Origin of the sequence: Shinella granuli (assembly GCF_004341885.1) — a bacterium.
GTDB lineage: Bacteria > Pseudomonadota > Alphaproteobacteria > Rhizobiales > Rhizobiaceae > Shinella > Shinella granuli.
This window is the reverse complement of record NZ_SLVX01000006.1, coordinates 209,128-229,786: the sequence shown is the minus strand read 5'-3', so window position 1 is coordinate 229,786 and position 20,659 is coordinate 209,128. Positions and strand designations below refer to the sequence as shown.

At 68.1% G+C, this 20,659-nt stretch carries 23 protein-coding genes; 17 read left to right on the top strand and 6 right to left on the bottom strand.

The window, feature by feature from the left end; translation table 11 throughout:
• Window positions 1-3 precede the first annotated feature (3 nt).
• From EV665_RS12735 to EV665_RS12725, 3 genes are read left to right on the top strand one after another with little or no spacing between them, the layout of a single operon-like run.
• Complete coding sequence (locus tag EV665_RS12735) at window positions 4-1,491, top strand: class I adenylate-forming enzyme family protein (protein WP_133034387.1); 1,488 nt, start codon at window positions 4-6, stop codon at window positions 1,489-1,491.
• Entirely contained in the window at window positions 1,469-2,644 is a 1,176-nt protein-coding gene (locus EV665_RS12730; RefSeq protein ID WP_133034386.1) for a thiolase family protein, read from the top strand. The genes EV665_RS12735 and EV665_RS12730 overlap by 23 nt, the downstream gene beginning before the upstream one ends.
• An 8-nt stretch (window positions 2,645-2,652) precedes the next feature.
• Window positions 2,653-3,048: a GFA family protein gene (locus EV665_RS12725; protein WP_133034385.1), complete on the top strand. Its 396-nt coding sequence runs from the start codon at window positions 2,653-2,655 to the stop codon at window positions 3,046-3,048.
• On the opposite strand, the gene EV665_RS12720 is transcribed toward EV665_RS12725, so the two are convergent.
• Window positions 3,034-3,435, bottom strand: coding sequence for an acyl-CoA thioesterase (locus tag EV665_RS12720; RefSeq protein ID WP_245507705.1), 402 nt, complete (start codon window positions 3,433-3,435; stop codon window positions 3,034-3,036). The two genes, EV665_RS12725 and EV665_RS12720, sit on opposite strands and share 15 nt — an antisense overlap.
• Before the next feature lie 21 nt (window positions 3,436-3,456).
• Here EV665_RS12720 and EV665_RS12715 point away from each other — a divergent pair, with 21 nt between their 5' ends.
• The 14 genes from EV665_RS12715 (at window position 3,457) to EV665_RS12650 (ending at window position 13,647) form a co-directional block, all read left to right on the top strand.
• On the top strand, window positions 3,457-4,407 hold the full coding sequence (locus EV665_RS12715) for a zinc-dependent alcohol dehydrogenase family protein (protein WP_133034384.1): 951 nt from the start codon (window positions 3,457-3,459) through the stop codon (window positions 4,405-4,407).
• A gap of 69 nt (window positions 4,408-4,476) precedes the next feature.
• Window positions 4,477-5,403: a histone deacetylase family protein gene (locus EV665_RS12710; RefSeq protein ID WP_133034383.1), complete on the top strand. Its 927-nt coding sequence runs from the start codon at window positions 4,477-4,479 to the stop codon at window positions 5,401-5,403.
• Window positions 5,404-5,405: 2 nt separating this feature from the next.
• Window positions 5,406-5,657 carry an exodeoxyribonuclease VII small subunit gene (locus EV665_RS12705; protein WP_133034382.1) on the top strand — a complete coding sequence of 84 codons (252 nt, stop codon included), beginning with the start codon at window positions 5,406-5,408 and terminating at the stop codon, window positions 5,655-5,657.
• 44 nt (window positions 5,658-5,701) lie between these two features.
• Window positions 5,702-6,010, top strand: a complete 309-nt coding sequence (locus EV665_RS12700; protein WP_133034381.1) for a nucleotidyltransferase family protein — start codon at window positions 5,702-5,704, stop codon at window positions 6,008-6,010.
• A complete protein-coding gene (locus EV665_RS12695) occupies window positions 6,000-6,353 on the top strand; it encodes a HepT-like ribonuclease domain-containing protein (protein ID WP_245507704.1) in 354 nt (117 codons plus the stop codon). The genes EV665_RS12700 and EV665_RS12695 overlap by 11 nt, the downstream gene beginning before the upstream one ends.
• 107 nt (window positions 6,354-6,460) lie before the next feature.
• Window positions 6,461-7,384, top strand: coding sequence for a pirin family protein (locus tag EV665_RS12690; RefSeq protein ID WP_133034379.1), 924 nt, complete (start codon window positions 6,461-6,463; stop codon window positions 7,382-7,384).
• 145 nt (window positions 7,385-7,529) lie between these two features.
• Window positions 7,530-7,835 (top strand): ArsR/SmtB family transcription factor, encoded by a 306-nt coding sequence (locus EV665_RS12685; RefSeq protein ID WP_371328598.1) that lies wholly within the window; start codon window positions 7,530-7,532, stop codon window positions 7,833-7,835.
• Window positions 7,832-8,230, top strand: coding sequence for an SRPBCC family protein (locus EV665_RS12680; protein ID WP_133034378.1), 399 nt, complete (start codon window positions 7,832-7,834; stop codon window positions 8,228-8,230). Before EV665_RS12685 ends, EV665_RS12680 begins: the two co-directional genes overlap by 4 nt.
• 34 nt (window positions 8,231-8,264) lie before the next feature.
• On the top strand, window positions 8,265-8,483 hold the full coding sequence (locus EV665_RS12675) for a hypothetical protein (protein WP_133034377.1): 219 nt from the start codon (window positions 8,265-8,267) through the stop codon (window positions 8,481-8,483).
• Window positions 8,480-8,899 carry a DUF1801 domain-containing protein gene (locus EV665_RS12670; RefSeq protein ID WP_133034376.1) on the top strand — a complete coding sequence of 140 codons (420 nt, stop codon included), beginning with the start codon at window positions 8,480-8,482 and terminating at the stop codon, window positions 8,897-8,899. The genes EV665_RS12675 and EV665_RS12670 overlap by 4 nt, the downstream gene beginning before the upstream one ends.
• The gene (locus EV665_RS12665) at window positions 8,896-9,330 is read left to right on the top strand and encodes a DUF1801 domain-containing protein (protein WP_380685455.1); all 435 of its coding nucleotides are present in this window, start codon (window positions 8,896-8,898) and stop codon (window positions 9,328-9,330) included. Before EV665_RS12670 ends, EV665_RS12665 begins: the two co-directional genes overlap by 4 nt.
• A 261-nt stretch (window positions 9,331-9,591) precedes the next feature.
• On the top strand, window positions 9,592-11,511 hold the full coding sequence (gene dxs, locus EV665_RS12660; protein ID WP_162853051.1) for a 1-deoxy-D-xylulose-5-phosphate synthase: 1,920 nt from the start codon (window positions 9,592-9,594) through the stop codon (window positions 11,509-11,511).
• A 136-nt stretch (window positions 11,512-11,647) separates the two neighbouring features.
• Window positions 11,648-12,400, top strand: a complete 753-nt coding sequence (locus EV665_RS12655; RefSeq protein WP_133034373.1) for a TlyA family RNA methyltransferase — start codon at window positions 11,648-11,650, stop codon at window positions 12,398-12,400.
• Window positions 12,397-13,647 (top strand): class I SAM-dependent RNA methyltransferase, encoded by a 1,251-nt coding sequence (locus EV665_RS12650; protein WP_133034372.1) that lies wholly within the window; start codon window positions 12,397-12,399, stop codon window positions 13,645-13,647. The genes EV665_RS12655 and EV665_RS12650 overlap by 4 nt, the downstream gene beginning before the upstream one ends.
• A gap of 12 nt (window positions 13,648-13,659) precedes the next feature.
• On the opposite strand, the gene EV665_RS12645 is transcribed toward EV665_RS12650, so the two are convergent.
• The 5 genes from EV665_RS12645 to EV665_RS12620 form a co-directional block, all read right to left on the bottom strand.
• Window positions 13,660-14,418 (bottom strand): SDR family oxidoreductase, encoded by a 759-nt coding sequence (locus EV665_RS12645; RefSeq protein ID WP_064329266.1) that lies wholly within the window; start codon window positions 14,416-14,418, stop codon window positions 13,660-13,662.
• Window positions 14,419-14,564: 146 nt separating this feature from the next.
• On the bottom strand, window positions 14,565-16,658 hold the full coding sequence (mcpU, locus tag EV665_RS12640; RefSeq protein WP_133034371.1) for a methyl-accepting chemotaxis protein McpU: 2,094 nt from the start codon (window positions 16,656-16,658) through the stop codon (window positions 14,565-14,567).
• Between the two features lie 303 nt (window positions 16,659-16,961).
• A complete protein-coding gene (locus EV665_RS12635) occupies window positions 16,962-17,717 on the bottom strand; it encodes a crotonase/enoyl-CoA hydratase family protein (protein WP_133034370.1) in 756 nt (251 codons plus the stop codon).
• A 246-nt stretch (window positions 17,718-17,963) separates the two neighbouring features.
• Window positions 17,964-19,760 carry an acyl-CoA dehydrogenase family protein gene (locus EV665_RS12625; protein WP_133034369.1) on the bottom strand — a complete coding sequence of 599 codons (1,797 nt, stop codon included), beginning with the start codon at window positions 19,758-19,760 and terminating at the stop codon, window positions 17,964-17,966.
• Between the two features lie 185 nt (window positions 19,761-19,945).
• On the bottom strand, window positions 19,946-20,515 hold the full coding sequence (locus tag EV665_RS12620) for a BA14K family protein (RefSeq protein ID WP_425376497.1): 570 nt from the start codon (window positions 20,513-20,515) through the stop codon (window positions 19,946-19,948).
• Between the last annotated feature and the right edge of the window lie 144 nt (window positions 20,516-20,659).

The window sequence follows — 20,659 nt, the reverse complement described above, 5'->3', positions numbered from 1 at the left end:
CCGATGCCGCTTTCCGGCGCCCTCGAACGGCACGCCGCCGAAAGCCCCTCAAACCCGGCCTTCCACCTGGAGGACCGGGTTCTTTCCTACGGCGCGCTCACGGCGACCGCCCGGCGGTTCCACGCCGCCTTCGCCGACCTCGCCCCGCAAGGCCGCAGCGCCATCGGGCCGGAAAACCGGCTGGTCGCGATCATGACCGGCAACCACGCGCTCTTTCCCGCCGCCTTCACGGCCGCCACGGCCGGCGTCAACTGCGCCGCGCTGATCGATCCGCACCTGCCGGAAGCCCAGCGCCAGCGCCTGATCCGGAAAATCGACCCCGACCTTCTTGTCACGGCCCACGGAGCGGACCTCGTCGTCGAGAGCCGGCACGGCGATGCGTGGGACGTGATCGCCGAAAGCGCCGCGCTGGACGCGCCGCCCCTGCCGGAAGGGGCAGCCGACGATCCGTTCCTCATCGTCTTCACCTCTGGCACGACGGCCGATCCGAAGCCGATCATCCGCGACCGGCGCTCCTGGCGGACCAGCCTTGCCACGGGCGCCCCCTTCTTCGGCATCGACGAAACGGTGAGCACCTATGCTCCCGGCCCCCTCGCCCATGGCCTTGCGCTCTATGCGATGACCGAGACGCTGCTTGCCGGCGGCGCCTTCCATTCTGCCGCGCATTTCGATCCGGATGCCGCGCTGGCGACGATCGGGGCGAACACGATCCGCCGCCTCGTCCTGGTGCCGACCATGCTGCGCCGGCTCGCCGCGGAGCCCCCGGTGACCGGCGTCACGGCCATCACGATCGCCGGTGCGAAATTGACGGCGGCGGACCATGCGCTCTGCGCGGCGCATTTCCCCAAGGCGGCGCTGCGCGAATATTACGGTGCCTCCGAACTCGGCTTCGTCACCGTTACCGCGCCGGGCGAGGCCGCCTCCTCCACGGCGGTCGGCAGGGCCTTTCCGGGCGTCAGGATCGCCGTGCTCGACGATGCCGGCAGGCCGCTGCCGGCGGGCGAGACGGGCACGGTCTTCGTCGAGAGCCCGCTGGTCGCGACCGGCTATCTCGGGCAGGGCGACGGGGCGGGACTTTCCCGCTTCGGCGCGCGCGCGACCGTCGGCGACCTCGGCTTTCTGGAGACGGACGGCATGCTGCACCTGCTCGGCCGCTCGGGCGGCATGGTGCTGTCCGGCGGCAACAACATCTATCCTTCGGAGGTGGAGACAGCGTTGTGCGACACCAGCCTCGTGCGCGCCGCCCATGTCTTCGGCATCGACCATGCCGATCTCGGCAGCGAGCTCGTCGCGGTGATCGAGCCGGAACGGCCGGGCCTGACGCCCTGGGCGCTGACGGCCGCGCTCTCGGAATTCCTGCCGCGCTACAAGCAGCCGCGCCGCATCTGGCTGTGCCGCGCCATGCCGGTGACGTCCTCCGGCAAGGTGGCGGCGAAGACCGTGCGGCAATGGGTGGCGGAGGAGAACGATGCGCTCGACCGTTTCCTCTGACCGTATCCCCGTCGTCGCCGCGGCCTTCCGCACGCCGATCGGCCGCATCGGCGGCACGCTTTCGGCCATCGAGCCGGCCAGCCTCGCCGTGCCGCTCATCCGGAAAATCCTTGCCGAGACGGGACTGCGGCCGGATGCCGTCGACGACGTGATCCTCGGCAATGCCGCCAACAGCGCCGGCAATCTCGCACGCCTTGCCGCGCTGGAGGCGGGCCTTCCGATTTCCGTGCCCGGCATGACGGTGGACCGGCAATGCGGCGCCGGGCTGGAGGCGATCGCGCTGGCGGCGCGGCTGGTGCAGGCGGGCGCCGGGCGCTTCTACCTTGCCGGCGGCACCGAGAGCACCAGCCGCGCCCATCTGCGCTTCCGCCCGCCGTCGACGCCGGGCGGCACGCCCGAGCCGCTCCGCCGCGCCCGCATGGCGCCGGATACGGTGGGCGATCCGGACATGGGCATCGCCGCCGAAAACGTCGCCGCCCATGCCGGCATCAGCCGGGAGCGGCAGGACCTTTTCGCGCTCGAAAGCCATCGCCGCGCCGTGGCGCGCCAAAAGGCCGGGCGTTTTGCCGGCGAGATCGTGCCGGTCGACACGCCCGCCGGCACCGTCTCCCGCGACGAATGCCCGCGCGAAAACACCGCGCTGGAGAAACTCGCCGCGCTGAAGCCCGTCTTCCGCCCCGGCGGCACGGTGACGGCGGGCAATGCCTGCCCGGTCAATGACGGCGCCGCCGTCATGCTTGTCACGTCGCTCGCCGAGGCGCAGAGACTGGGCCTGACGGTGCTGCTGGAAATCGTCGACAGCGCGGTCGCCGGCGTCGATCCGAACCTGCTCGGCCTCGGCCCCGTGCCGGCCATGCAGAAGCTCGCCGCCCGCCATCCCGGCCTCGACGCAGCGCGCGTTCCCTTCATCGAATTCAACGAGGCCTTCGCGTCCCAGGTGCTCGCCAGCCTCGATGCGCTCGGCATCGATCCCGCCGCCGTCAACCGCGAGGGCGGCGCGCTGGCGCTCGGCCATCCCTATGGGGCCTCCGGCGCGATCCTCGTCACGCGGCTGTTCGCGCAGATGCGGACGGCGGAGGCAGGCGCCGAGGCGCTTGCCATGATGGGCATCGGCGGCGGCATGGGGATCGTGACGCTTTTCCGGAAACCGTGAGGGGAACCATGGGCGAGAAGATCCATGCCGGCGGCTGCCTGTGCGGCGCCATCCGTTTCGAGGCGCGGGGCGTGGCGGAAAGGCCGCATACCTGCTCCTGCCGCTTCTGCCAGCGGCATACGGGCGCGCCGACCGCCGCCTGGGTGGAGTTTCCCGCCGAGCGCCTCGCCTGGACCGGCAGCGGCGGCAGGCCCGCCACCTGGCGCTCCTCCGCCTATTCCAGCCGTGCCTTCTGCCCGGCCTGCGGCAGCTCCATCGGCGCGATCGACGACGAACCGGTCGTGGCGCTGCTGATCGGCGGCTTCGACGATCCGGCCGATCCGGTGCTTGCGCCGCAATACCATTCCTTCGAGGATTGCCGGCCGGGCTGGCTGCGGGTCGGGACGGCGTCAGGCGAGGAATGACTTCAGCCAGTCGCGCACTGGCTGCGGCACGTTGACGGGCTGGCGGCTTGCCGGATCGACGGCGACCCAGACGATCTCCAGGTCGGCGACCGGCGCGCCTTCTGCGGAAATCGCGACCGCGAAGCTCAGCGAGGTCGCGCCGATGCGCGTGACGGACACTTTCAGGCAGGCGAGATCGTCGAGCTTCAGGCCGCGATGGAAGGTGCAGCCGGACTTGCGCACGAAATAGACCGGATCATCAGCGCCGTGCGGCCGGTGCCGCCAGAGCCCGGCGACGGCCGCCTCGGCATGGGCATAATAGGCGGCATTGTGCATGTGGCCGTGCATGTCTATATCGCGGAAGGGTATCCGGACCTCGCTGACCGTGATGTCTGCCGCCTGTTCCACGTCCTGTCCCGGGGTTAAGCCATGTTCCGTGCCGTTGTTAGAGCGTTCGGCGATCCCCGGCAAGTGATCCGCCTGGAAGAAGCCGAGCGCACCGCGCCCGGCCCCGGCGAAGTGCAAATCCGCATCCGCCGCGCGGCAATCAACCCCTCCGACCTCATCCCCGTCACCGGTGCCTATCGCAGCCGCACGGTGCTGCCCTTCGTGCCCGGCTTCGAGGGCGTCGGGGAGATCTCTGCCCTCGGCGAGGGCGTCAGCGGGCTTTCCCTCGGCCAGCGCGTGCTGCCGATCGGCGCGAGCGGGCTGTGGCAGCCCTTTCTTCTCCGCCCGGCCGACTGGTGCTTTGCCGTGCCGGACGACCTTTCCGACGAGGCCGCCGCCATGGCCTATGTGAACCCGCTGACGGCCTTCCGGCTGGTCGAGGCCGCCAGGACGCATTTCGGTGCGGCAGGGGGCCAGCGTGTCGGCGTCACGGCCGCGGCCTCCGCCATCGGGGGCATGCTGCTGGCGCTGCTGGCCGAGGCCGGCTTCCAGCCCGTCGCCCTCGTGCGCAGCGCGGCGAGCGCGGCGCGGCTGGCGGAGACATTTGCCGGCGAGGTCGTTCCCCACGCCGCCCCGCCGCTCGACGCGGTGCTCGACGCGGTCGGCGGGGAGCCCGGCAATGCGCTGTTCCGGCAGGTCCGCGACGGCGGCGCCTTCATCCAGTATGGCGCGCTGAGCGGGGCGCAGCTCGATGCCGCGCTGGTGGCGAGCCGGCGCGAGACGGTGGCCTTCTCCTTCCTCTGGCTGCGCAACTGGGTGCATTCGGCGCCGCGCGCGGCGATCGAGGCGGCCTTCGCGCGCAGCTTTGCGGGCATCCGCGCCGGCGTCCTCGGCTCGGCCGTCGACGGCGTCTTTCCCCTTTCCGACCTTTCCGCCGCGCTCGCCCGGCAGGAGGATCCCGCGCGCACCGGAAAGCTGCTTCTCGCCCCCTGACGGTTGAAAAGCCGTGGACACGGCCCATTTCCCGTGGACCTCGTGAACCGCAATGGGTAGCTTCCGGCCATGACGACGTTTCTCTTCGAGAACCCGATCTTCCTCGAGCACCATACGCCGGAGGGCCACCCGGAGCGGTCGGACCGCATCCGGGCGATCAACCTCGCGCTCGAGCACGAGCGCTTTTCGCCGCTCGTTCGCGAGAAGGCGCCGCAGGCGAACGAGGACGTCGTGCTGCTCGCCCATCCCGAGCGCCACCTCACCGCCGTCATGTCCGCCATGCCGGAGGAGGACATCAACCAGGTCGAGGCCGATACCTATGCGAGCCCCGCGACGCTGCAGGCGGCGCTGACCGGCATCGGCGGCGCCATCGCCGCAATCGACGCCGTCTTCACCGGCAAGGCGGACAATGCCTTCGTCGCCGCCCGCCCGCCCGGCCACCATGCCGAGCGCGACAGGGCAATGGGCTTCTGCTTCTTCAACAATGCCGCCATCGCCGCCCGCCATGCGCAGAAGGCGCACGGCGCCGAGCGCGTCGCCATCGTCGACTGGGACGTGCACCACGGCAACGGCACGCAGGACATCTTCTACGACGACCCCTCGGTGCTGTTCTGCTCGACGCACCAGATGCCGCTCTATCCCGGCAGCGGCGCGAAGGACGAGACGGGCGCCGGCAACATCGTCAATGCGCCGCTCTCGATGAACGACGGCAGCGACCATTTCCGCGACGCCTTCCGGTCGCGCGTCCTGCCGCGCGTCGCCGATTTCCGGCCGGACCTGATCATCATCTCCGCCGGCTTCGACGCCCATCACCGCGACCCCCTGGCGCAGATCAATCTCGTCGCCGACGATTTCGACTGGGCGACCGCCAAGCTGATGGAGCTTTCCGAAAAATCGGCGAACAACCGGGTGGTCAGCCTGCTGGAAGGCGGCTACGACCTGCAAGGCCTCGCCGAATCCGCCGCCACCCATATCTTTCGCCTGATGAGAGGCTGACCATGACCAACGCCGCCGCCCCTGACGTCTCCGCCCTCTCCTTCGAACAGGCCGTGGAGGAGTTGGAGAAGATCGTCGCCGCCCTTGAACGCGGCGACGTGCCGCTCGACCGCTCCATCGAGATCTACGAGCGCGGCGAGGCGCTGAAGAAGCATTGCGAGACGCTGCTCTCGGCCGCCGAGAACCGCATCGAGAAGATCCGCCTCGACCGCGCCGGCAAGCCGCAGGGCACGGAGCCGCTCGACGGGGCATAGGCCCCCAACTCGACGCCCTTCTCGCGTCGTGGTAGAATTTTCCCATGACCAGGGACGAGATCATCGCGAAGCTTCTGGAACACCGCGCCGAACTTGAGGCGGCGGGGGCGGAGCATATTTCGCTGTTCGGCTCGGTGGCGCGCGGAACTGCCACCGCCGGCTCCGACATCGACGTTCTGGTCAAGCTTTCGGAGCCGGTCCGGCAGTCCGGCTTCGGCTACTTTGGCGCCCTTGTCGATCTCAAGGAGATGATCGAAAACCTCACCGGTCGGCCGGTGGACGTGCTTCCCGAGCCGATCCAGAGAGAAAGGCTCCGGCAGAATGTCGAGCGGGAGCGCGTCATTGCCTACTGAGCGGCCGAAGACCCGTCTCCAGGACATCGTCGAGAATGCGACGAGCATCCTCACCTATACCACCGGCATGGATCGAGAGGCTTTCGCACGCAACAACCTGGTCCGCGATGCGGTGGAACGGTGCCTGGAGTGGATATCCGAGGCGGCCAGCAAGCTCGGTGGAACCGCCGAAACGCTGCTTCCAAACCATCCATGGCGGCAAATCCGCGATCTCGGCAATATCCTTCGCCACGCCTATGACAATGTCGATGAGGAAATCGTCTGGTCGATCGTGACCGAACGCCTGCCCACATTGATCATCGACGCCGAGCGTGCTGCTGTGCAGCTCCCGGACGACACCTGATAGAGGCAATGGCCGAACCCGGTGACACACCGTCAACGCCCGCTGCCCTATCCACGCCCCTCCCCGCCCGCTAGCATGCAGGCACGAAGCAACGACAGGAGGGCGCGATGAGTTTCTTTCCCGGAAAGGACCCGGAGGCCGGCGATGCGGCGGCGTGCGATGCGCTGGAGCATCTGATCATTCCGCGCACGAGCGATATCGGCGGGCTGGAGGTGCGGCGGGCGTTGCCGACGGCCAAGCGCCGGCTCGTCGGGCCGTTCATCTTCTTCGACCGCATGGGGCCGGCGCTGCTGCGCGCCGGCGAGGCCATCGACGTCAAGCCGCATCCGCATATCGGGCTGTCCACCGTCACCTATCTCTTCGACGGCGAGATCAAGCACCGCGACAGCCTCGGCACCGAGATGGTCATCGAACCCGGCGACGTGAACCTGATGACGGCGGGGCGCGGCATCGTGCATTCGGAGCGCTCGCCGGAGAACCTGCGCGGCCGGCCGCAGTCGATTTCCGGCCTGCAGACCTGGCTGGCGCTGCCCGACAGCCACGAGGAGATGGCGCCCGTCTTTGCCCACACGACCAAGGCGGAGCTTCCGGCCTTCTCGGCGGACGGCATCACCGGGCGCACGATCATCGGCTCCTACGAGGGCTACACCTCGCCGGTCGGCGTGCCGACGCAGACGCTCTACACCGACCTGACGCTGGCGCCGGGCGCTTCCGCGCCGCTTGCGGCGGACTGGGAGGAACGGGCGGTCTATGTGCTGTGGGGCACGCTCGACGTTGCCGGCGACGTCTTTGCGCCCGACCAGTTGCTCGTCTTCCGCCCCGGCGATGCGATCACGCTGAAGGCCGGGCCGGAGGGCTGTCACATCATGCTGTTCGGCGGCGCGCCGCTCGGCTCCAAGCGCCATATCTGGTGGAACTTCGTCTCCTCCTCGAAGGAGCGCATCGAACAGGCCAAGGAGGAGTGGCGCAGCGGCCGCTTCGATATCGTGCCCGGCGACGAAGAGGAATTCGTGCCGCTGCCGGCCGGCTGATATATAGACGGATAAACATATATTGCCGGCATAAGGAAGCGGTCCCTTTCGGTTTCTTATGGCTGACTTGACTTATTCATAGTCAATCGGCTATAGGAAATCCATAGCTATCGAGGTATGGATCAACGTGGCCGAAGCACACGACATGCTCTTCCGCACGCTTGCGGACCCCACCCGCCGGGCGCTTTTCGAGCGGCTGTGCCGCGAGGGGGAGAAGACGGTGGGGGCGCTGACGGCGCAGGCCGGCGTCTCCCAGCCGGTCGTCTCCAAGCATCTCGCCCTGCTCAAGCAGGCGGGCCTGGTGCGCGACCGGCACGAGGGCCGGCAGACGCATTACAGCGCGCAACTCGATGCTCTCGCCCCGCTCGTCGACTGGACGAGCCAGATGGCCGGCTTCTGGCAGAGCCGGTTCGATCGCCTGGAAGACCTCCTGAAGAGAATGGATCAATGACAGAAACCCTTTCCGTCGTCCTGGAACGGCAAATCCCCCATCCGCCGGAAAAGATCTGGCGCGCACTGACCCAGCCCCATCTGATCGCCGAATGGCTGATGGAGACGGATTTCGCGGCCAGTGTCGGCCATCGCTTCGATTTCCGGGCGGAATGGGGCTCGGTGAACTGCGAGGTGCTGGAGGTCGAGCCGCACCGCAGCCTTTCCTACACATGGGGCGATTCGCGCCTGAAGAGCATCGTCACCTGGACGCTGACGCCCGTCGGCACGGGCACGACCCTGCGCATGGAACAGACCGGTTTCAAGCCGGACCAGCCGCGCTACTTCCAGGGTGCCCAGGCCGGCTGGCCGCGGTTCCTCGACAATCTCGACCGCGTCCTGGACAATCTGGACTGAACGGCGGGCTCGCTTGTCGCTTGAGGAGGCAACAATGAACTGGAACATGCGGATCCGGCAGATACACCGCTGGCTCTCGATCGTCTTCACCGTCGCGGTGCTGATCAACATCGCGGCCATGACGCAGGAGACCCCGGCCCTGTGGATCGGCCTTCTTGCGCTCTTCCCGCTCATCCTGCTGCTCGCAAGCGGGCTCTATCTCTTCGCCCTGCCCTATCTGGCGCGGCGCCGCAGCCCGGAGGGCCTGCGATGACCAAGGCACCGGAGGAACCAAAACTCCTTTCGGGCGGCAATCCGCAGATCGCCAAGGGGTATGGCGACGGACCGGTCCAGGCCTATATCGCGGCCATGCCGGGCTGGAAGAGCGGTGTCGGCCGCAAGCTCGACGCGCTGATCGTCAAGACGGTGCCTGACGTCCACAAGGCGGTGAAGTGGAACTCGCCGTTCTACGGCATCGAGGGCGACGGCTGGTTTCTCAGCTACCACTGCTTTGCGAAATACATCAAGCTGACCTTCTTCCGCGGCACGTCGCTCGATCCCGTGCCGCCGGTCGCCTCGAAAACCCCGGAGACGCGCTATTTCCACATCCATGAGGGCGACGACCTCGACAAGACGCCGCTTGCCGACTGGATCCGGCAGGCGAGCCGGCTTCCGGGCGAGCGCATGTGACGAAGGACACGAGGACAATGGACAAGGCGGAAAGCGAAACGGCCACCCCTTCCACGCGGATCGACGCGCGCATTGCCGAACTTGCCGACTGGCGGGGCGAGACGCTCGCCCGGCTGCGCGCACTCGTGAAGGCGGCCGATCCCGATATCGTGGAGGAATGGAAATGGCGCGGCGTGCCGGTCTGGGAGCATGACGGCATCGTCTGCACCGGGGAGACCTACAAGGCCGTCGTGAAGCTGACCTTCGCCAGGGGCGCTTCCCTGGAGGATCCGGCGGGCCTCTTCAATTCCAGCCTGGACGGCAACACCCGCCGCGCCATCGATTTCCGCGAGGGCGACGTCATCCACGAGGACGCCTTCAAGGCGCTGATCCGCGCCGCGGTGGCGCTGAATGGAACCGCGCGCGCCAAGTCGCGTTCGAAGAAGGCATAGCCGAACCGGCGTCCGGGAATCACGACAACCGGCGTGCGGCGGGCCTCCGTGTCCGCAAAATGCCCCAATTGCCCGGAAGAACGCGGGAATGCGTCGGATTGCGCGGTATCAATCCGGCGAAATACGCTCTAGACTTGCTGAAACGGTTGAAATCGCACGCCGCATTCTGCATGTGACAGGTGAGCGCGGCATGAGACCGCATGTCCGGGCCGGGTTCCGCAACGGAGCCAGGGCATGCGGGCGAGAACACGAGGCATGAGAGTGACACAAGCACCCGCCACACCCCTGCTCGACAAGGTCCGCGTTCCCGCCGACCTGAAGGCCGTGGACGATCGCGACCTGCCGCAACTGGCCAGCGAACTGCGCGCCGAGATGGTCGATGCCGTCTCGCGCACCGGCGGGCATCTGGGCGCGGGCCTCGGCGTGGTGGAACTGACCATCGCCATCCACAAGGTCTTCGACACGCCCAAGGACCGGCTGATCTTCGACGTCGGCCACCAGTGCTATCCGCACAAGATCCTGACCGGCCGGCGCGAGCGCATCCGCACGCTGCGCCAGGAGGACGGCCTGTCCGGCTTCACCCGCCGGGCGGAAAGCGAATACGACCCCTTCGGCGCCGCCCATTCCTCGACCTCGATCTCCGCCGGCCTCGGCATGGCGGTGGCGGCCGATCTTTCCGGCGAGCACCGCAACGTCATCGCCGTCATCGGCGACGGCGCCATGTCGGCCGGCATGGCCTATGAGGCGCTGAACAATGCCGGCGCGCTCGATGCGCGCCTCATCGTCATCCTCAACGACAACGACATGTCGATCGCCCCGCCGACGGGCGCGATGAGCGCCTATCTCGCGCGCCTCGCCTCCGGCCGCACCTATATGGGCTTCCGCGAACTCGGCAAGAAACTGACGGCCTATCTCGGCAAGACGGTCGACCGGGCGATCACCCGCGCCGTCGAGCACGCGCGCGGCTACGTCACCGGCGGCACGCTGTTCGAGGAGCTCGGCTTCTACCATATCGGCCCGATCGACGGCCATTCCTTCGAGCATCTCCTGCCGGTGCTGCGCAATGTGCGCGACAATTCCAGGGGGCCGGTGCTCATCCACGTCGTCACCCAGAAGGGCAAGGGCTATCCGCCAGCCGAGGCCGCCGCCGACAAGTATCACGGCGTCAACACCTTCGACGTCATCACCGGCGCGCAGGCCAAGGCCAAGCCGAATGCGCCCGCCTACACCTCCGTCTTCGCCGAGGCGCTGGTGCAGGAAGCAGGCTTCGACGAGAAGATCCTCGCCATCACCGCCGCCATGCCCTCCGGCACCGGGCTCGACAAGTTCGCCAAGGCCTATCCGGCCCGCACCTTCGATGTCGGCATCGCCGAGCAGCACGCCGTGACCTTCGCCGCCGGCCTTGCTTCCGAAGGCTACAAGCCGTTCTGCGCGCTCTATTCCACCTTCCTGCAGCGCGGCTACGACCAGGTCGTGCACGACGTCGCCATCCAGGGCCTGCCGGTGCGTTTCCCGATCGACCGCGCCGGCTTCGTCGGCGCCGACGGGCCGACCCATGCCGGCTCCTTCGACACGACCTACCTCGCCACCCTGCCCGGTTTCGTGGTGATGGCCGCCGCCGACGAGGCGGAGCTGAAGCACATGGTGCGCACGGCCGCCGCCTATGACGACGGCCCGATCTCCTTCCGCTATCCGCGCGGCGAGGGCGTCGGCGTCGACATGCCGGCACGCGGGGAGATCCTTGAGATCGGCAAGGGCCGCGTCGTCAAGCAGGGCTCCAAGGTGGCCCTTCTCTCCTTCGGCACGCGGCTCGCCGACTGTCTGCTGGCCGCAGAAGACCTCGATGCCGCCGGCCTTTCCACGACGGTCGCCGATGCGCGCTTCGCCAAGCCGCTCGACCACGACCTCGTCCGCCAGCTCGCCCGCCACCACGAGGTGCTGATCACCATCGAGGAAGGCGCCATCGGCGGTTTCGGCAGCCATGTGCTGCAGTTCCTGGCGCTCGAGGGCCTGCTCGACCATGGCCTGAAGGTGCGCCCGATGGTGCTGCCGGACATCTGGATGGAACAGGCCAAGCCCGAGGCGATGTATGCCAAGGCCGGCCTCGACCGCGCGGGCATCGTCTCCACCGTGTTCCAGGCGCTCGGCCAGAAGGCCGTCGGGGTGGGCGTCGCCGGCTGAGCAGAAGCGATGGGCGGGGCGTCGCAGGGCCTTTCCGCCCTCGCCGGCCTCGGCTCGCTGCGGAATTTCCCGGGCCGCATCGCCCGGCTTTGCGCATGGGGCTTGCCACCTGCGGCGCGAGGCGTCATGAGAGGCGATGTCCCAACCTAGAGAAACCATCCGCCTCGACCAGCTTCTGCTGAATGCCGGCCTCGTCGCCAGCCGCTCGCGGGCGCGCGACGCCATCACGCGCGGCACCGTGCGCGTCGACGGCCGCGTCGTCACCAAGCCGAGCTCGAGCTTTTCCTCCTCCGCCGTCATCGAGATCGACGACCCCGCCCAGGCCTATGTCTCGCGCGCGGCGCTGAAGCTGAAGGCCGCGCTGGACGCCTTCGGGCTCGATCCTGCGGGCCTCGACTGTCTCGATATCGGCGCTTCCACCGGCGGCTTCACCGAAATCCTGCTGGAGCGCGGCGCCAGCCATGTCGTCGCGGTCGATGTGGGCCATGACCAGCTTCACCCGCGGCTCCTGACGGATGCGCGCGTCACCAGCCACGAGGGCCTGAACGCCCGCGTGCTCGATGCGGACCATCTCGACGGCCGCGCCATCGGCGCCGTCGTCTCCGACGTCTCCTTCATCTCGCTGAAGCTGGCGCTGCCGCCGGCGCTCATGCTCGCCGAGCCCGGCGCCTTCTGCGTCCTGCTCGTCAAGCCGCAGTTCGAGGCGGGGCGCGAGGCGATCAGCAAGGCGGGGCTGCTGAAGGACCCGGAGAGCGCGCCCGCCGTTGCGGCCGAGCTGGAACGCTGGCTCGTCGAGGACATGGGCTGGCAAAGCCTCGGCCTTATCCCCTCGCCCATCACCGGCGGCGACGGCAATCACGAATTTCTTCTGGGAGGCCGAAAGCCATGACGACGGAAACGCTCACCATCGCGCGGCTCGGCAGCGGCGGCGACGGCATCGCGGAGGCGGCCGGCGGCCCGGTCTACGTGCCCTTCACGCTACCCGGCGAGACGGTAGCCGTCGCGCGGGTGAAGAACCACGGCACTGTCATGTCCATGTCGGTCGCCTCGCCCGAACGGGTGGAGCCGCCCTGCGTGCATTTCGGCCCGGACGGCAGGAACGGCACCTGCGGCGGCTGCACGCTGCAGCACGCTTCCGATGCGCTCTACCACGACTTCAAGCGCAGCCTCGTCGTCAACGCGCTGAAGGCCAAGGGCCTCGCGCCCGAGGTCGCCCCGCTCGTCATCGCCCGGCCGGGCGAACGCCGCCGCGTCGTCTTCACCGTGCGCCGGACGGAAAAGGAGATGCTGCTCGGCTTCAACCAGGCCGGCAGCCACCACATCGTCTCCATCGACCACTGTCCGATCTCGAGCGACGGCATCGTCTCCATGCTGGCGGCGATCCGCCGGGTGGCCGCCGCCATCGCCACCTCGGCCGAGCCCTTCCGCGTCACCGTGCTCGAAACGCTCTCCGGCCTCGACCTCGCCTTCGAGGGCGTCAAGAAGGTGGGCGACAAGGAGCGGCGCGCCGTCACCGAATGCATCCTGTCGCTGCGCGGCATCGCCCGCGTTTCCAGCGACGGGGAAGTTCTCATCGAGCCGCAAAAGCCGGTGATCGATTTTTCCGGCGTGCGCGTCTTCCCGCCCGCCGGCGGCTTCACCCAGGCGACGAAGCCGGCCGAGGACGCCATGGCGGACCTGGTGCTGGCGGCGCTCGGCAAGGCCAAGCGCGTCGCCGATCTCTTCGCCGGCTCCGGCACCTTCGCGCTGCGCATCGCGCGGCAGGCCAAGGTGCATGCGGTGGAGGGCGAGGAAAAGGCGCTGAAGGCGCTCGACCAGGCGGCGCGCAACACGCAAGGCCTGAAGCCGGTGACGGTGGAGCGGCGCGACCTCTTCCGCCGCCCGCTGATGGCTTCCGAGCTGAAGGTGTTCGATGCCGTGGTCTTCGACCCGCCGCGCGCCGGCGCGGAGGACCAGTGCCGGGAACTCGCCCGCTCCGGCGTCAAGACCATCGTCGCCGTCTCCTGCAATCCCGTGAGCCTTGCCCGCGACCTCGCCATCCTCACCGCCGCCGGCTACCGCATCCGCCTCGTGACGCCGATCGACCAGTTCCTCTGGTCGGCGCATGTGGAAGCGGTGGCGGTGCTGGAGAAGTAGGCGCCGGGATCCTCAGCCGCCCTGTGCGGGAAACACCCCGCCATCGTCCGCATCCAGCACGATGGAGAGCGTGATGTGGCGCGGCCGGGTGACGGCGAACAGCACGGCGTCGACCACATCCCGGTTGGTGCCGCGGGTCCCCTTGGCCCGCTCGGCCGCCTCCGCCCATTCGGGCTCGCCCGGCTGCACGTCATCGAGATAGGGCGGGTGCACGACGATGGAGCGCAGCGGCGTTCCCGCCAGCATCTGGCGCAACCCGTCGGCAAGCGCCGCCTGGGCGCGCTTGGCCGCGTAGAAGGGGACGGAGACGGTCTGGAGCGGCGCATTCGGCAGGCCGCTGACCGAGCCGATGGTGACGATGTCCGGATGGGCGGAGCGCCGGAGCAGCGGCAGAAGGCCCTGGGTGAAGAGGAAAGTGCCGGTGACGGCGGAGTTGATGACAGTCAGCACCTCCTCCGCGCTGTGCGGCGTGTCGCGCGCCTCCAGCCACATCGCACCATTGTTCACCAGCAGATCGACATGGTTATGCGACCGGGTAATGGCATCGACCGCCCGGCGCACGCTTTCGCTGTCGGCGAGATCGACGGCGACGGAGGCGGGGCGGCGTCCCGTCGTGCTGGCGATCCGGTCCGCCAGGGTTTCCAGTGCCGCCGGGTTGCGGCCACACAAAACAAGGTTGCATCCCGCCTGCGCGAGGGACAGGGCAAGCGCCGCCCCCAGCCCGCGGCCGGCACCGGTGATGACGGCCGTACGTCCCTGTAACTCGATCATTTTCACGCCTCTTCTGTCTGTACTGCGATGGGGTCGCCTATAGATGGAGAGGCTTCGGCCACGTCACAAGCGGCCGGCATCGGACGAGACCGGGAAAACGGAACGGCCCGGGATCGCTCCCGGGCCCTCCAGGGAAGGCGTATCCCTCACGCGGCGCGGCGCGGAGCGGTGGCGGCATAGCTTGCGGCGCTCGAACCGAGCTTGAACTGGGCGAGCAGCGCGTTGAGAGCGCCGGCCTCGCTGGCAAGGCCGTGGCTGGCCGCCGTCTGTTGCTCTACCATGGCGGCGTTCTGCTGCGTGCCCTGGTCCATCGTGTTGACGGCGGTGTTGATCTCCTGCAGGCCGGTCGACTGTTCGCGGGCGGCCAGGACGATGGCGTTCACATGGCCGTTGATCTCCTGCACCTCGCGCACGATGGCCTCCAGCGCGGCGCCCGTCTCGTCGACGAGCGAGACGCCGGAACGGACCTGTTCCCCGGACGCCGTGATCAGCGCCTTGATCTCTTTCGCGGCATTGGCCGAGCGCTGGGCGAGCTCGCGCACTTCCTGCGCCACGACGGCAAAGCCCTTGCCGGCCTCGCCCGCGCGGGCCGCTTCCACGCCGGCATTGAGCGCGAGAAGATTGGTCTGGAAGGCGATGTCGTCGATGACGCCGATGATGTTGGAGATCTCGTGCGAGGACTTCTCGATGCCCTGCATGGCCGAGACGGCGCGGCGCACCACCTCGCCGGATTTTTCAGCGCCCTCCCGGGTGCGCGAGACGAGTGAACCGACCTCCTCGGCGCGGCGGGTGGAGTCCTTCACGGTCGTGGTGATCTCCTCCAGCGCGGCGGCGGTTTCCTCGACGGAAGCCGCCTGCTGCTCCGTGCGGCGGGCGAGATCGTCGGCGGCCGAGCGGATCTCGGTGGCGCCGGCATCGATGGCGCGGGCGTTCTGGCCGACCGTCGTCATCGCCGTGTGCAGCCTGGTGAGGGAGTGGTTGAAGTCGGTGCGCAGGCGATCGAGATGGCCGGCGAAGGGTTCTTCGATGCGGTGGGCGAGATCGCCGTCGGCAAGGCGGCCGAGGCCGTCCGCCAGCGCCTCGACGGCGTGCTGGATCTCGCCGGCTTCGCGTGCCTTGACGGCCTCGCGCTCGCGGCGCTCGCTTTCGGAGAGCATGCGGCCTTCTTCGGCGGCGTTTTCGAGGCGGGTGCGCTCGATGGCATTGTCGCGGAAGACGGCGACGGCGGCGGCCATCTGGCCGATCTCGTCGGTGCGGTCCTCGCCGGGAATGGCCGCGGTGACATCGCCCGAGGCGAGCTTGTCCATGGCGAAGGTCATGTCCTTGACCGGGCGCACGACGAGGCGGGAGAGCACGGTGGCGAGGAAGCCCATCATGACGACGACGGCGAGGATGGTGGCGATCGTCGCGGCGATGCGGAACTGGTCGATCGCCGCATAGGCCATGCCGCTGTCGATGGTGAAGCCGAGATACCATTCGACCGACGGCAGGCCGGTGACCGGCACGAAGGAGACCAGCACCGGCTTGCCGGCATAGGTCGTGTGGGCGATGCCGCCGCCGATGGCTGGCGTCGCCGCCGGGAAGGCATCGACGAGCGTCCTGGTGACGAGCGCCTTGTCCTGATGCACGAGGATCTGGCCGTTCTTGCTGACGAGGAAGGCGAAGCCCGTGCCGCCGAGGTCGACCGAATTGACCATGTCGACGAGCGACTTCAGCGAGAAGTCGCTGCCGGCGACGCCGAGCAGCTTGCCGTCATGCTTGACGGGCGTCGCGGCGCTGATGATCAGATCGTTGGTGGAGGCGTCGATATAGGGCTCGGTCAGGACGCTGGCATTGGCCTTGACGGCATCCTGATACCACGGGCGCTGGCGCGGGTCGTAGCCCTCGGGCATCTGCGACTTCGGCCACATGGTGAAGAGCCCCGTCTCGTCGCCGACATAGGTGGTCATGAACTGGCTGACGAGCACGTCGTTCTGCAGCATGGCCTCGATGCCGGCGGCGTCGACGACCTTTCCGGCGGCATTGCCGGCCATTTCGGTCAGCGAGACGCGGGCGTTCAGCCAGTTGGCGATGCTCTGGGCGGCCTGCTTGCCGGAACTATCGATGCTTTCCTCGACGGATTTCGTCAAGACGCTGCGCTGCAGGCTGTCGATATAGAGGGAGAAGCCGGTGAAGGCGGCGACGACGACGAGGGACGCGACGACGAGGATGCGCGTCATCAGATTGGAGCGCTTGGCCATGGAGAGGGTGTTCCTTCGGGCGCCGGCGCCGAAACCGGCGGGGACGCGATGCTGAACGACATGCCGGAAGGCGGAAATCGGGCGCATCATGCGGCCGCCGGCCGGAAAGCCGGAGAATGCCGCACGATAGGAAAACGTGTTTAAGGCACTGTTAAAATTGATAGACCATAAATCGGGTGCACCCGGTGCCTGCGAAGCAGGCGCCGGCAGGACATCCGGACGGAAGGCGCCGAAAAGCGTGCCGATCCGTCCGCCTGCCTGTCTGTTGCCGGAAAGACCGGCTCGCCCTTTGCGGGAATTGCTCTAGCGGCGGGCCATGAAGGCCTCGAAGGCGGCGCGCGCTTCCGGGCTCTTCAACTGCGCCGCGAAATGTCCGGCCTCCTCGTCGATGCGCCTTGCCACTTCCGCGCCGTCCCCCCGGATGAGGGTGCGGGCGATGGCGAGCGCCTTCGGCGGCTTGGCGGCGAGGCGCGCGGCGGCGGCAAGCGTCTCGCTTTCCACCGCGGCGGGCTCGACGACGGCGTAGACAAGGCCAGCGTCCCGCGCGGCGGTGGCGGAAAAGCCCTCGCCGGCGGCGAGCAGCGCGAAGGCGCGCTGATGGCCCATCAGACGGGGCGCGAGAAGGCTGGAGGCCGCCTCCGGCACCAGCGCCAGATCGACGAAGGGCGTGCGGAACTCGGTGCGGATCGAGGCATAGGTGAGATCGCAGTGCAGATGGATCGTCGTGCCGATGCCGATCGCCAGGCCATCGACGCCGGAAACCAGCGGCTTGCCGTGCGCGGCGAGCGCATGGAGGAAATCGATCACCTCGCGGCCCATCGTGCCGCCCATGGCGAAGGCGAGGAAATCGTTCAGGTCGTTGCCGGCGGAAAAGCAGCCCTCGCTGCCGAGGAAGACGGTGGCGCGCACCGTCTCGTCCGCATCACCCGCCGTCAGCGCGTCCGTCATCGCCTGGTACATGGCGCGGGTGATGGCGTTCTTCTTGTCGGGGCGGTTGAGGCGGATCACCTGGACGCCGGGGGCCGTTTCCGGGCGCTCGATCAGGATGGGGTCGGTCATGGGTATCGGTTTCCTTCATCGAATGGCAGTCACTCGGGTGCCGGATCCCCCCTCTGCCCTGCCGGGCATCTCCCCCTCAAGGGGGAGATTGGTCGGGGCCGCCGTTCCGCCCATCTCCGGCGTTGCCGGTTGAGCGAGGTTTTCGCCTCCTGCTGATCTCCCCCTTTGAGGGGGAGATGCCCGGCAGGGCAGAGGGGGGTGTCGCGGCAGCTACAGTCTCTCACTTCGCTGGCAGTCCAAGCATTCCTATTCCAGCACCAAACGCGCGGCTTCCAGGCTTCCCGCACCGGAAACCACCCGGTCCCGCAGCGCCGCCGTCTCACTGAGGATATTCTCCGCGGCGAAGCGGCACAGCGCGGCGCGTTCGCCGTTGCGGCCATCGCCGACGTCCGCGAGCGCGCCCTTGGCGAGATAGGCGCCGGTCAGGACCAGGCCGAAGAGGCGCTGGTAGGGTGTGGCGCCGGCGAGCGCTTCGGCCTGTTTCCCTTCCGCCAGCGTGGCGAGCAGCCATTCGCTCGCCGCTTCGAGATCGGAAATGGCGGCCTCGAGGCGGGTTGCGGTCTCGCCGAGGGCTGGCGCATTCGCCTGCCCGGCCTTGGCCGCGATCTCCCGCAGTTCGGCGATGAAGCCGCGCAGATGGTCGCCGTCCGAGAGCGGCAGCTTGCGCGTGACGAGGTCGATGGCCTGGATGCCGTTGGTGCCTTCGTAGATCGGCGCGATGCGGGCGTCGCGGTAGAGGCGGGCCGCGCCCGTCTCCTCGATGTAACCCATGCCGCCATGCACCTGCACGCCGAGCGAGGCGACGTCGACGCCGGCATCGGTGGCGAAGCTCTTGGCGATGGGGGTGAGCAGGCTCGCGCGCTCGGCCCAGTGCTTCGCCTCCACGCCGTGGCTCATGTCGACGGCGTGGGCGCAGGCATAGGTGATGGCGCGGGCGCCCTGGGTGAGCACCTTCATGGTCAGAAGCATGCGGGCGACGTCGGGATGCTCGATGATCGGGCTCATGCCCGAACCCTGGCCCCCATCCTTGCCGGCTCCCTGCCAGCCGGGCGCCTTGCCCTGCGTGCGCTCCTTCGCATAGGCGATCGCCTTCTGCGTCGCCGCCTCTGCGATCGCCACGCCCTGCATGCCGACGGCAAGGCGGGCGTTATTCATCATGGTGAACATGCAGGCAAGGCCCCGGTTCTCCTCGCCGACCAGCCAGCCGATGGCGCCCGGCTCGTCACCGAAGCGGCCGTCGCCGTAGATCATCGTGCAGGTGGGCGAGCCGTGGATGCCCAGCTTGTGCTCGATGGAATGGCAATGGGCGTCGTTGCGGGCTCCAAGCGAACCATCGTCATTGACGAGGAACTTCGGCACGAGGAAGAGCGAGATGCCGCGCGTGCCGGCGGGCGCATCCGGCAGGCGGGCGAGCACCAGATGCACGATGTTGTCCGTGAAATCGTGCTCGCCATAGGTGATGAAGATCTTCTGGCCGAAGAGGCGGTAGGTGCCGTCGCCGCGCCGCTCGGCGCGGGTCTTCATCACGCCGAGGTCCGAGCCGGCATGGGGCTCGGTGAGGTTCATCGAGCCCATCCATTCGCCTGACACCATCTTCGGCAGATAGGTGGATTTCAGGTGATCCGAGCCGTGCGCCGCCAGCGCCTCGATGGCGCCGATCGTCAGCGTCGGGCCGATCGCAAACGCCATGGAGCCGCTGTTCCACATTTCGAGGGCGGCGACATGCAGCATGTGCGGCAGGCCCTGCCCGCCGAAATCGGGCGAGGCCGTCAGCGAGTTCCAGCCGCCCTCCGCCCAGGCCTTGTAGAGCGCCGGCCAGCCGTCGGGCATCTTCACGGCGCCATCGACAAGGCGGGCGCCCTGCCTGTCGCCGATCTCGGCGAGCGGGGCCACCTCCTCGGTGGCGAAACGGCCGGCTTCGGTGAGGATGGCATCGACGAGGTCGTCCGAAAGGTCGCCGAGATGGCCGCCGTCCAGCGCGGGCGCAAGGCCCGCCACATGCTTCAGCGTGAACGCAATCTCCTCGACCGGCGCCTTGTACATCTCTATCCTCCTCCCGACCGCCCTGCCCGCTGTGGCGGGGCGACTTTCTGGCGGACAGATTATTTATTTTTACGTAAACGTCAACGAAGATCGATACCCGAAACGGAAACGGGCCGGCCGGTCAAAGACTGGTCAGCCCGTTCCAGGTGCCGGGGGGACCATCCGGCACGGAGAGGTTCGCCCTGTCAGCTATAGGGCGAGATGCACTGGCGACGCGGGCCATTATAGGGCTGGAACGTGTTGTCGTAAGCCCTGTATGAACGGTAGCGGTTTGCACACCAGTTCACATGCGCGCTGCCGCCACCCACATAGGTCCGGTCGTTGGCGATCGCACCACCGATGACGGTGCCGACGCCGAAGGCGGCGAGCGGGAACCAGAAACCGTCATGGTAGCGATAGCCCGGGCGCTGGTAGCGATAGCCGCGATGGCCGCGATACCAGCCGTAACGGTCGCCGCGGTCACGCCAGCCGACATCCCGGTCGCGATTGCGGCGGTTGTCGCGCCAGCCGCTGTCGCGATTCCCGAAATTCTCGATGCGACGGTTGCGCTCGCGCGTGCTCATGCGATTGTAATTGCGCCGGACGTCGCGCGAATTGCCATCGAATCGGAAATTGCGCTTCAGCCAGAACGGGCGCTCGCCATCACGCACAAGCTGCACATCGTTGCCGCCGGCCGCGGTCGTCTGGACCTTGGGAACCGCAAGCGGCATGGCGCCGGCGGGCACGACCGGCGTGGCGGCGAAGAGCGCCGACATGGTCACAGCCAGGCATTTGTTGAGAAACGTCATGATACTTCTCCCTAACGGTGCCTTTCGATCTTTGCTCGAACGGCAATTTGAACGCGAAACGCACCAAAGTCCCTTTCGTTCCATATGCGGTCTTGCGGTGGGCGATTCAAT

Coding starts and splice junctions, on each gene's coding strand:
- EV665_RS12670 (WP_133034376.1), top strand. CDS start 8,480: ATGACCAAGGCACCGGAGGAACCAAAACTCCTTTCGGGCGGCAATCCG.
- EV665_RS12700 (WP_133034381.1), top strand. CDS start 5,702: ATGACCAGGGACGAGATCATCGCGAAGCTTCTGGAACACCGCGCCGAA.
- EV665_RS12730 (WP_133034386.1), top strand. CDS start 1,469: ATGCGCTCGACCGTTTCCTCTGACCGTATCCCCGTCGTCGCCGCGGCC.
- EV665_RS12705 (WP_133034382.1), top strand. CDS start 5,406: ATGACCAACGCCGCCGCCCCTGACGTCTCCGCCCTCTCCTTCGAACAG.
- EV665_RS12735 (WP_133034387.1), top strand. CDS start 4: ATGCCGCTTTCCGGCGCCCTCGAACGGCACGCCGCCGAAAGCCCCTCA.
- EV665_RS12620 (WP_425376497.1), bottom strand. CDS start 20,515: ATGTCGGCGCTCTTCGCCGCCACGCCGGTCGTGCCCGCCGGCGCCATG.
- EV665_RS12690 (WP_133034379.1), top strand. CDS start 6,461: ATGAGTTTCTTTCCCGGAAAGGACCCGGAGGCCGGCGATGCGGCGGCG.
- EV665_RS12680 (WP_133034378.1), top strand. CDS start 7,832: ATGACAGAAACCCTTTCCGTCGTCCTGGAACGGCAAATCCCCCATCCG.
- EV665_RS12715 (WP_133034384.1), top strand. CDS start 3,457: ATGTTCCGTGCCGTTGTTAGAGCGTTCGGCGATCCCCGGCAAGTGATC.
- EV665_RS12655 (WP_133034373.1), top strand. CDS start 11,648: ATGTCCCAACCTAGAGAAACCATCCGCCTCGACCAGCTTCTGCTGAAT.
- EV665_RS12625 (WP_133034369.1), bottom strand. CDS start 19,760: ATGTACAAGGCGCCGGTCGAGGAGATTGCGTTCACGCTGAAGCATGTG.
- EV665_RS12645 (WP_064329266.1), bottom strand. CDS start 14,418: ATGATCGAGTTACAGGGACGTACGGCCGTCATCACCGGTGCCGGCCGC.
- EV665_RS12725 (WP_133034385.1), top strand. CDS start 2,653: ATGGGCGAGAAGATCCATGCCGGCGGCTGCCTGTGCGGCGCCATCCGT.
- EV665_RS12685 (WP_371328598.1), top strand. CDS start 7,530: ATGCTCTTCCGCACGCTTGCGGACCCCACCCGCCGGGCGCTTTTCGAG.
- EV665_RS12675 (WP_133034377.1), top strand. CDS start 8,265: ATGAACTGGAACATGCGGATCCGGCAGATACACCGCTGGCTCTCGATC.
- mcpU (WP_133034371.1), bottom strand. CDS start 16,658: ATGGCCAAGCGCTCCAATCTGATGACGCGCATCCTCGTCGTCGCGTCC.
- EV665_RS12650 (WP_133034372.1), top strand. CDS start 12,397: ATGACGACGGAAACGCTCACCATCGCGCGGCTCGGCAGCGGCGGCGAC.
- EV665_RS12635 (WP_133034370.1), bottom strand. CDS start 17,717: ATGACCGACCCCATCCTGATCGAGCGCCCGGAAACGGCCCCCGGCGTC.
- EV665_RS12710 (WP_133034383.1), top strand. CDS start 4,477: ATGACGACGTTTCTCTTCGAGAACCCGATCTTCCTCGAGCACCATACG.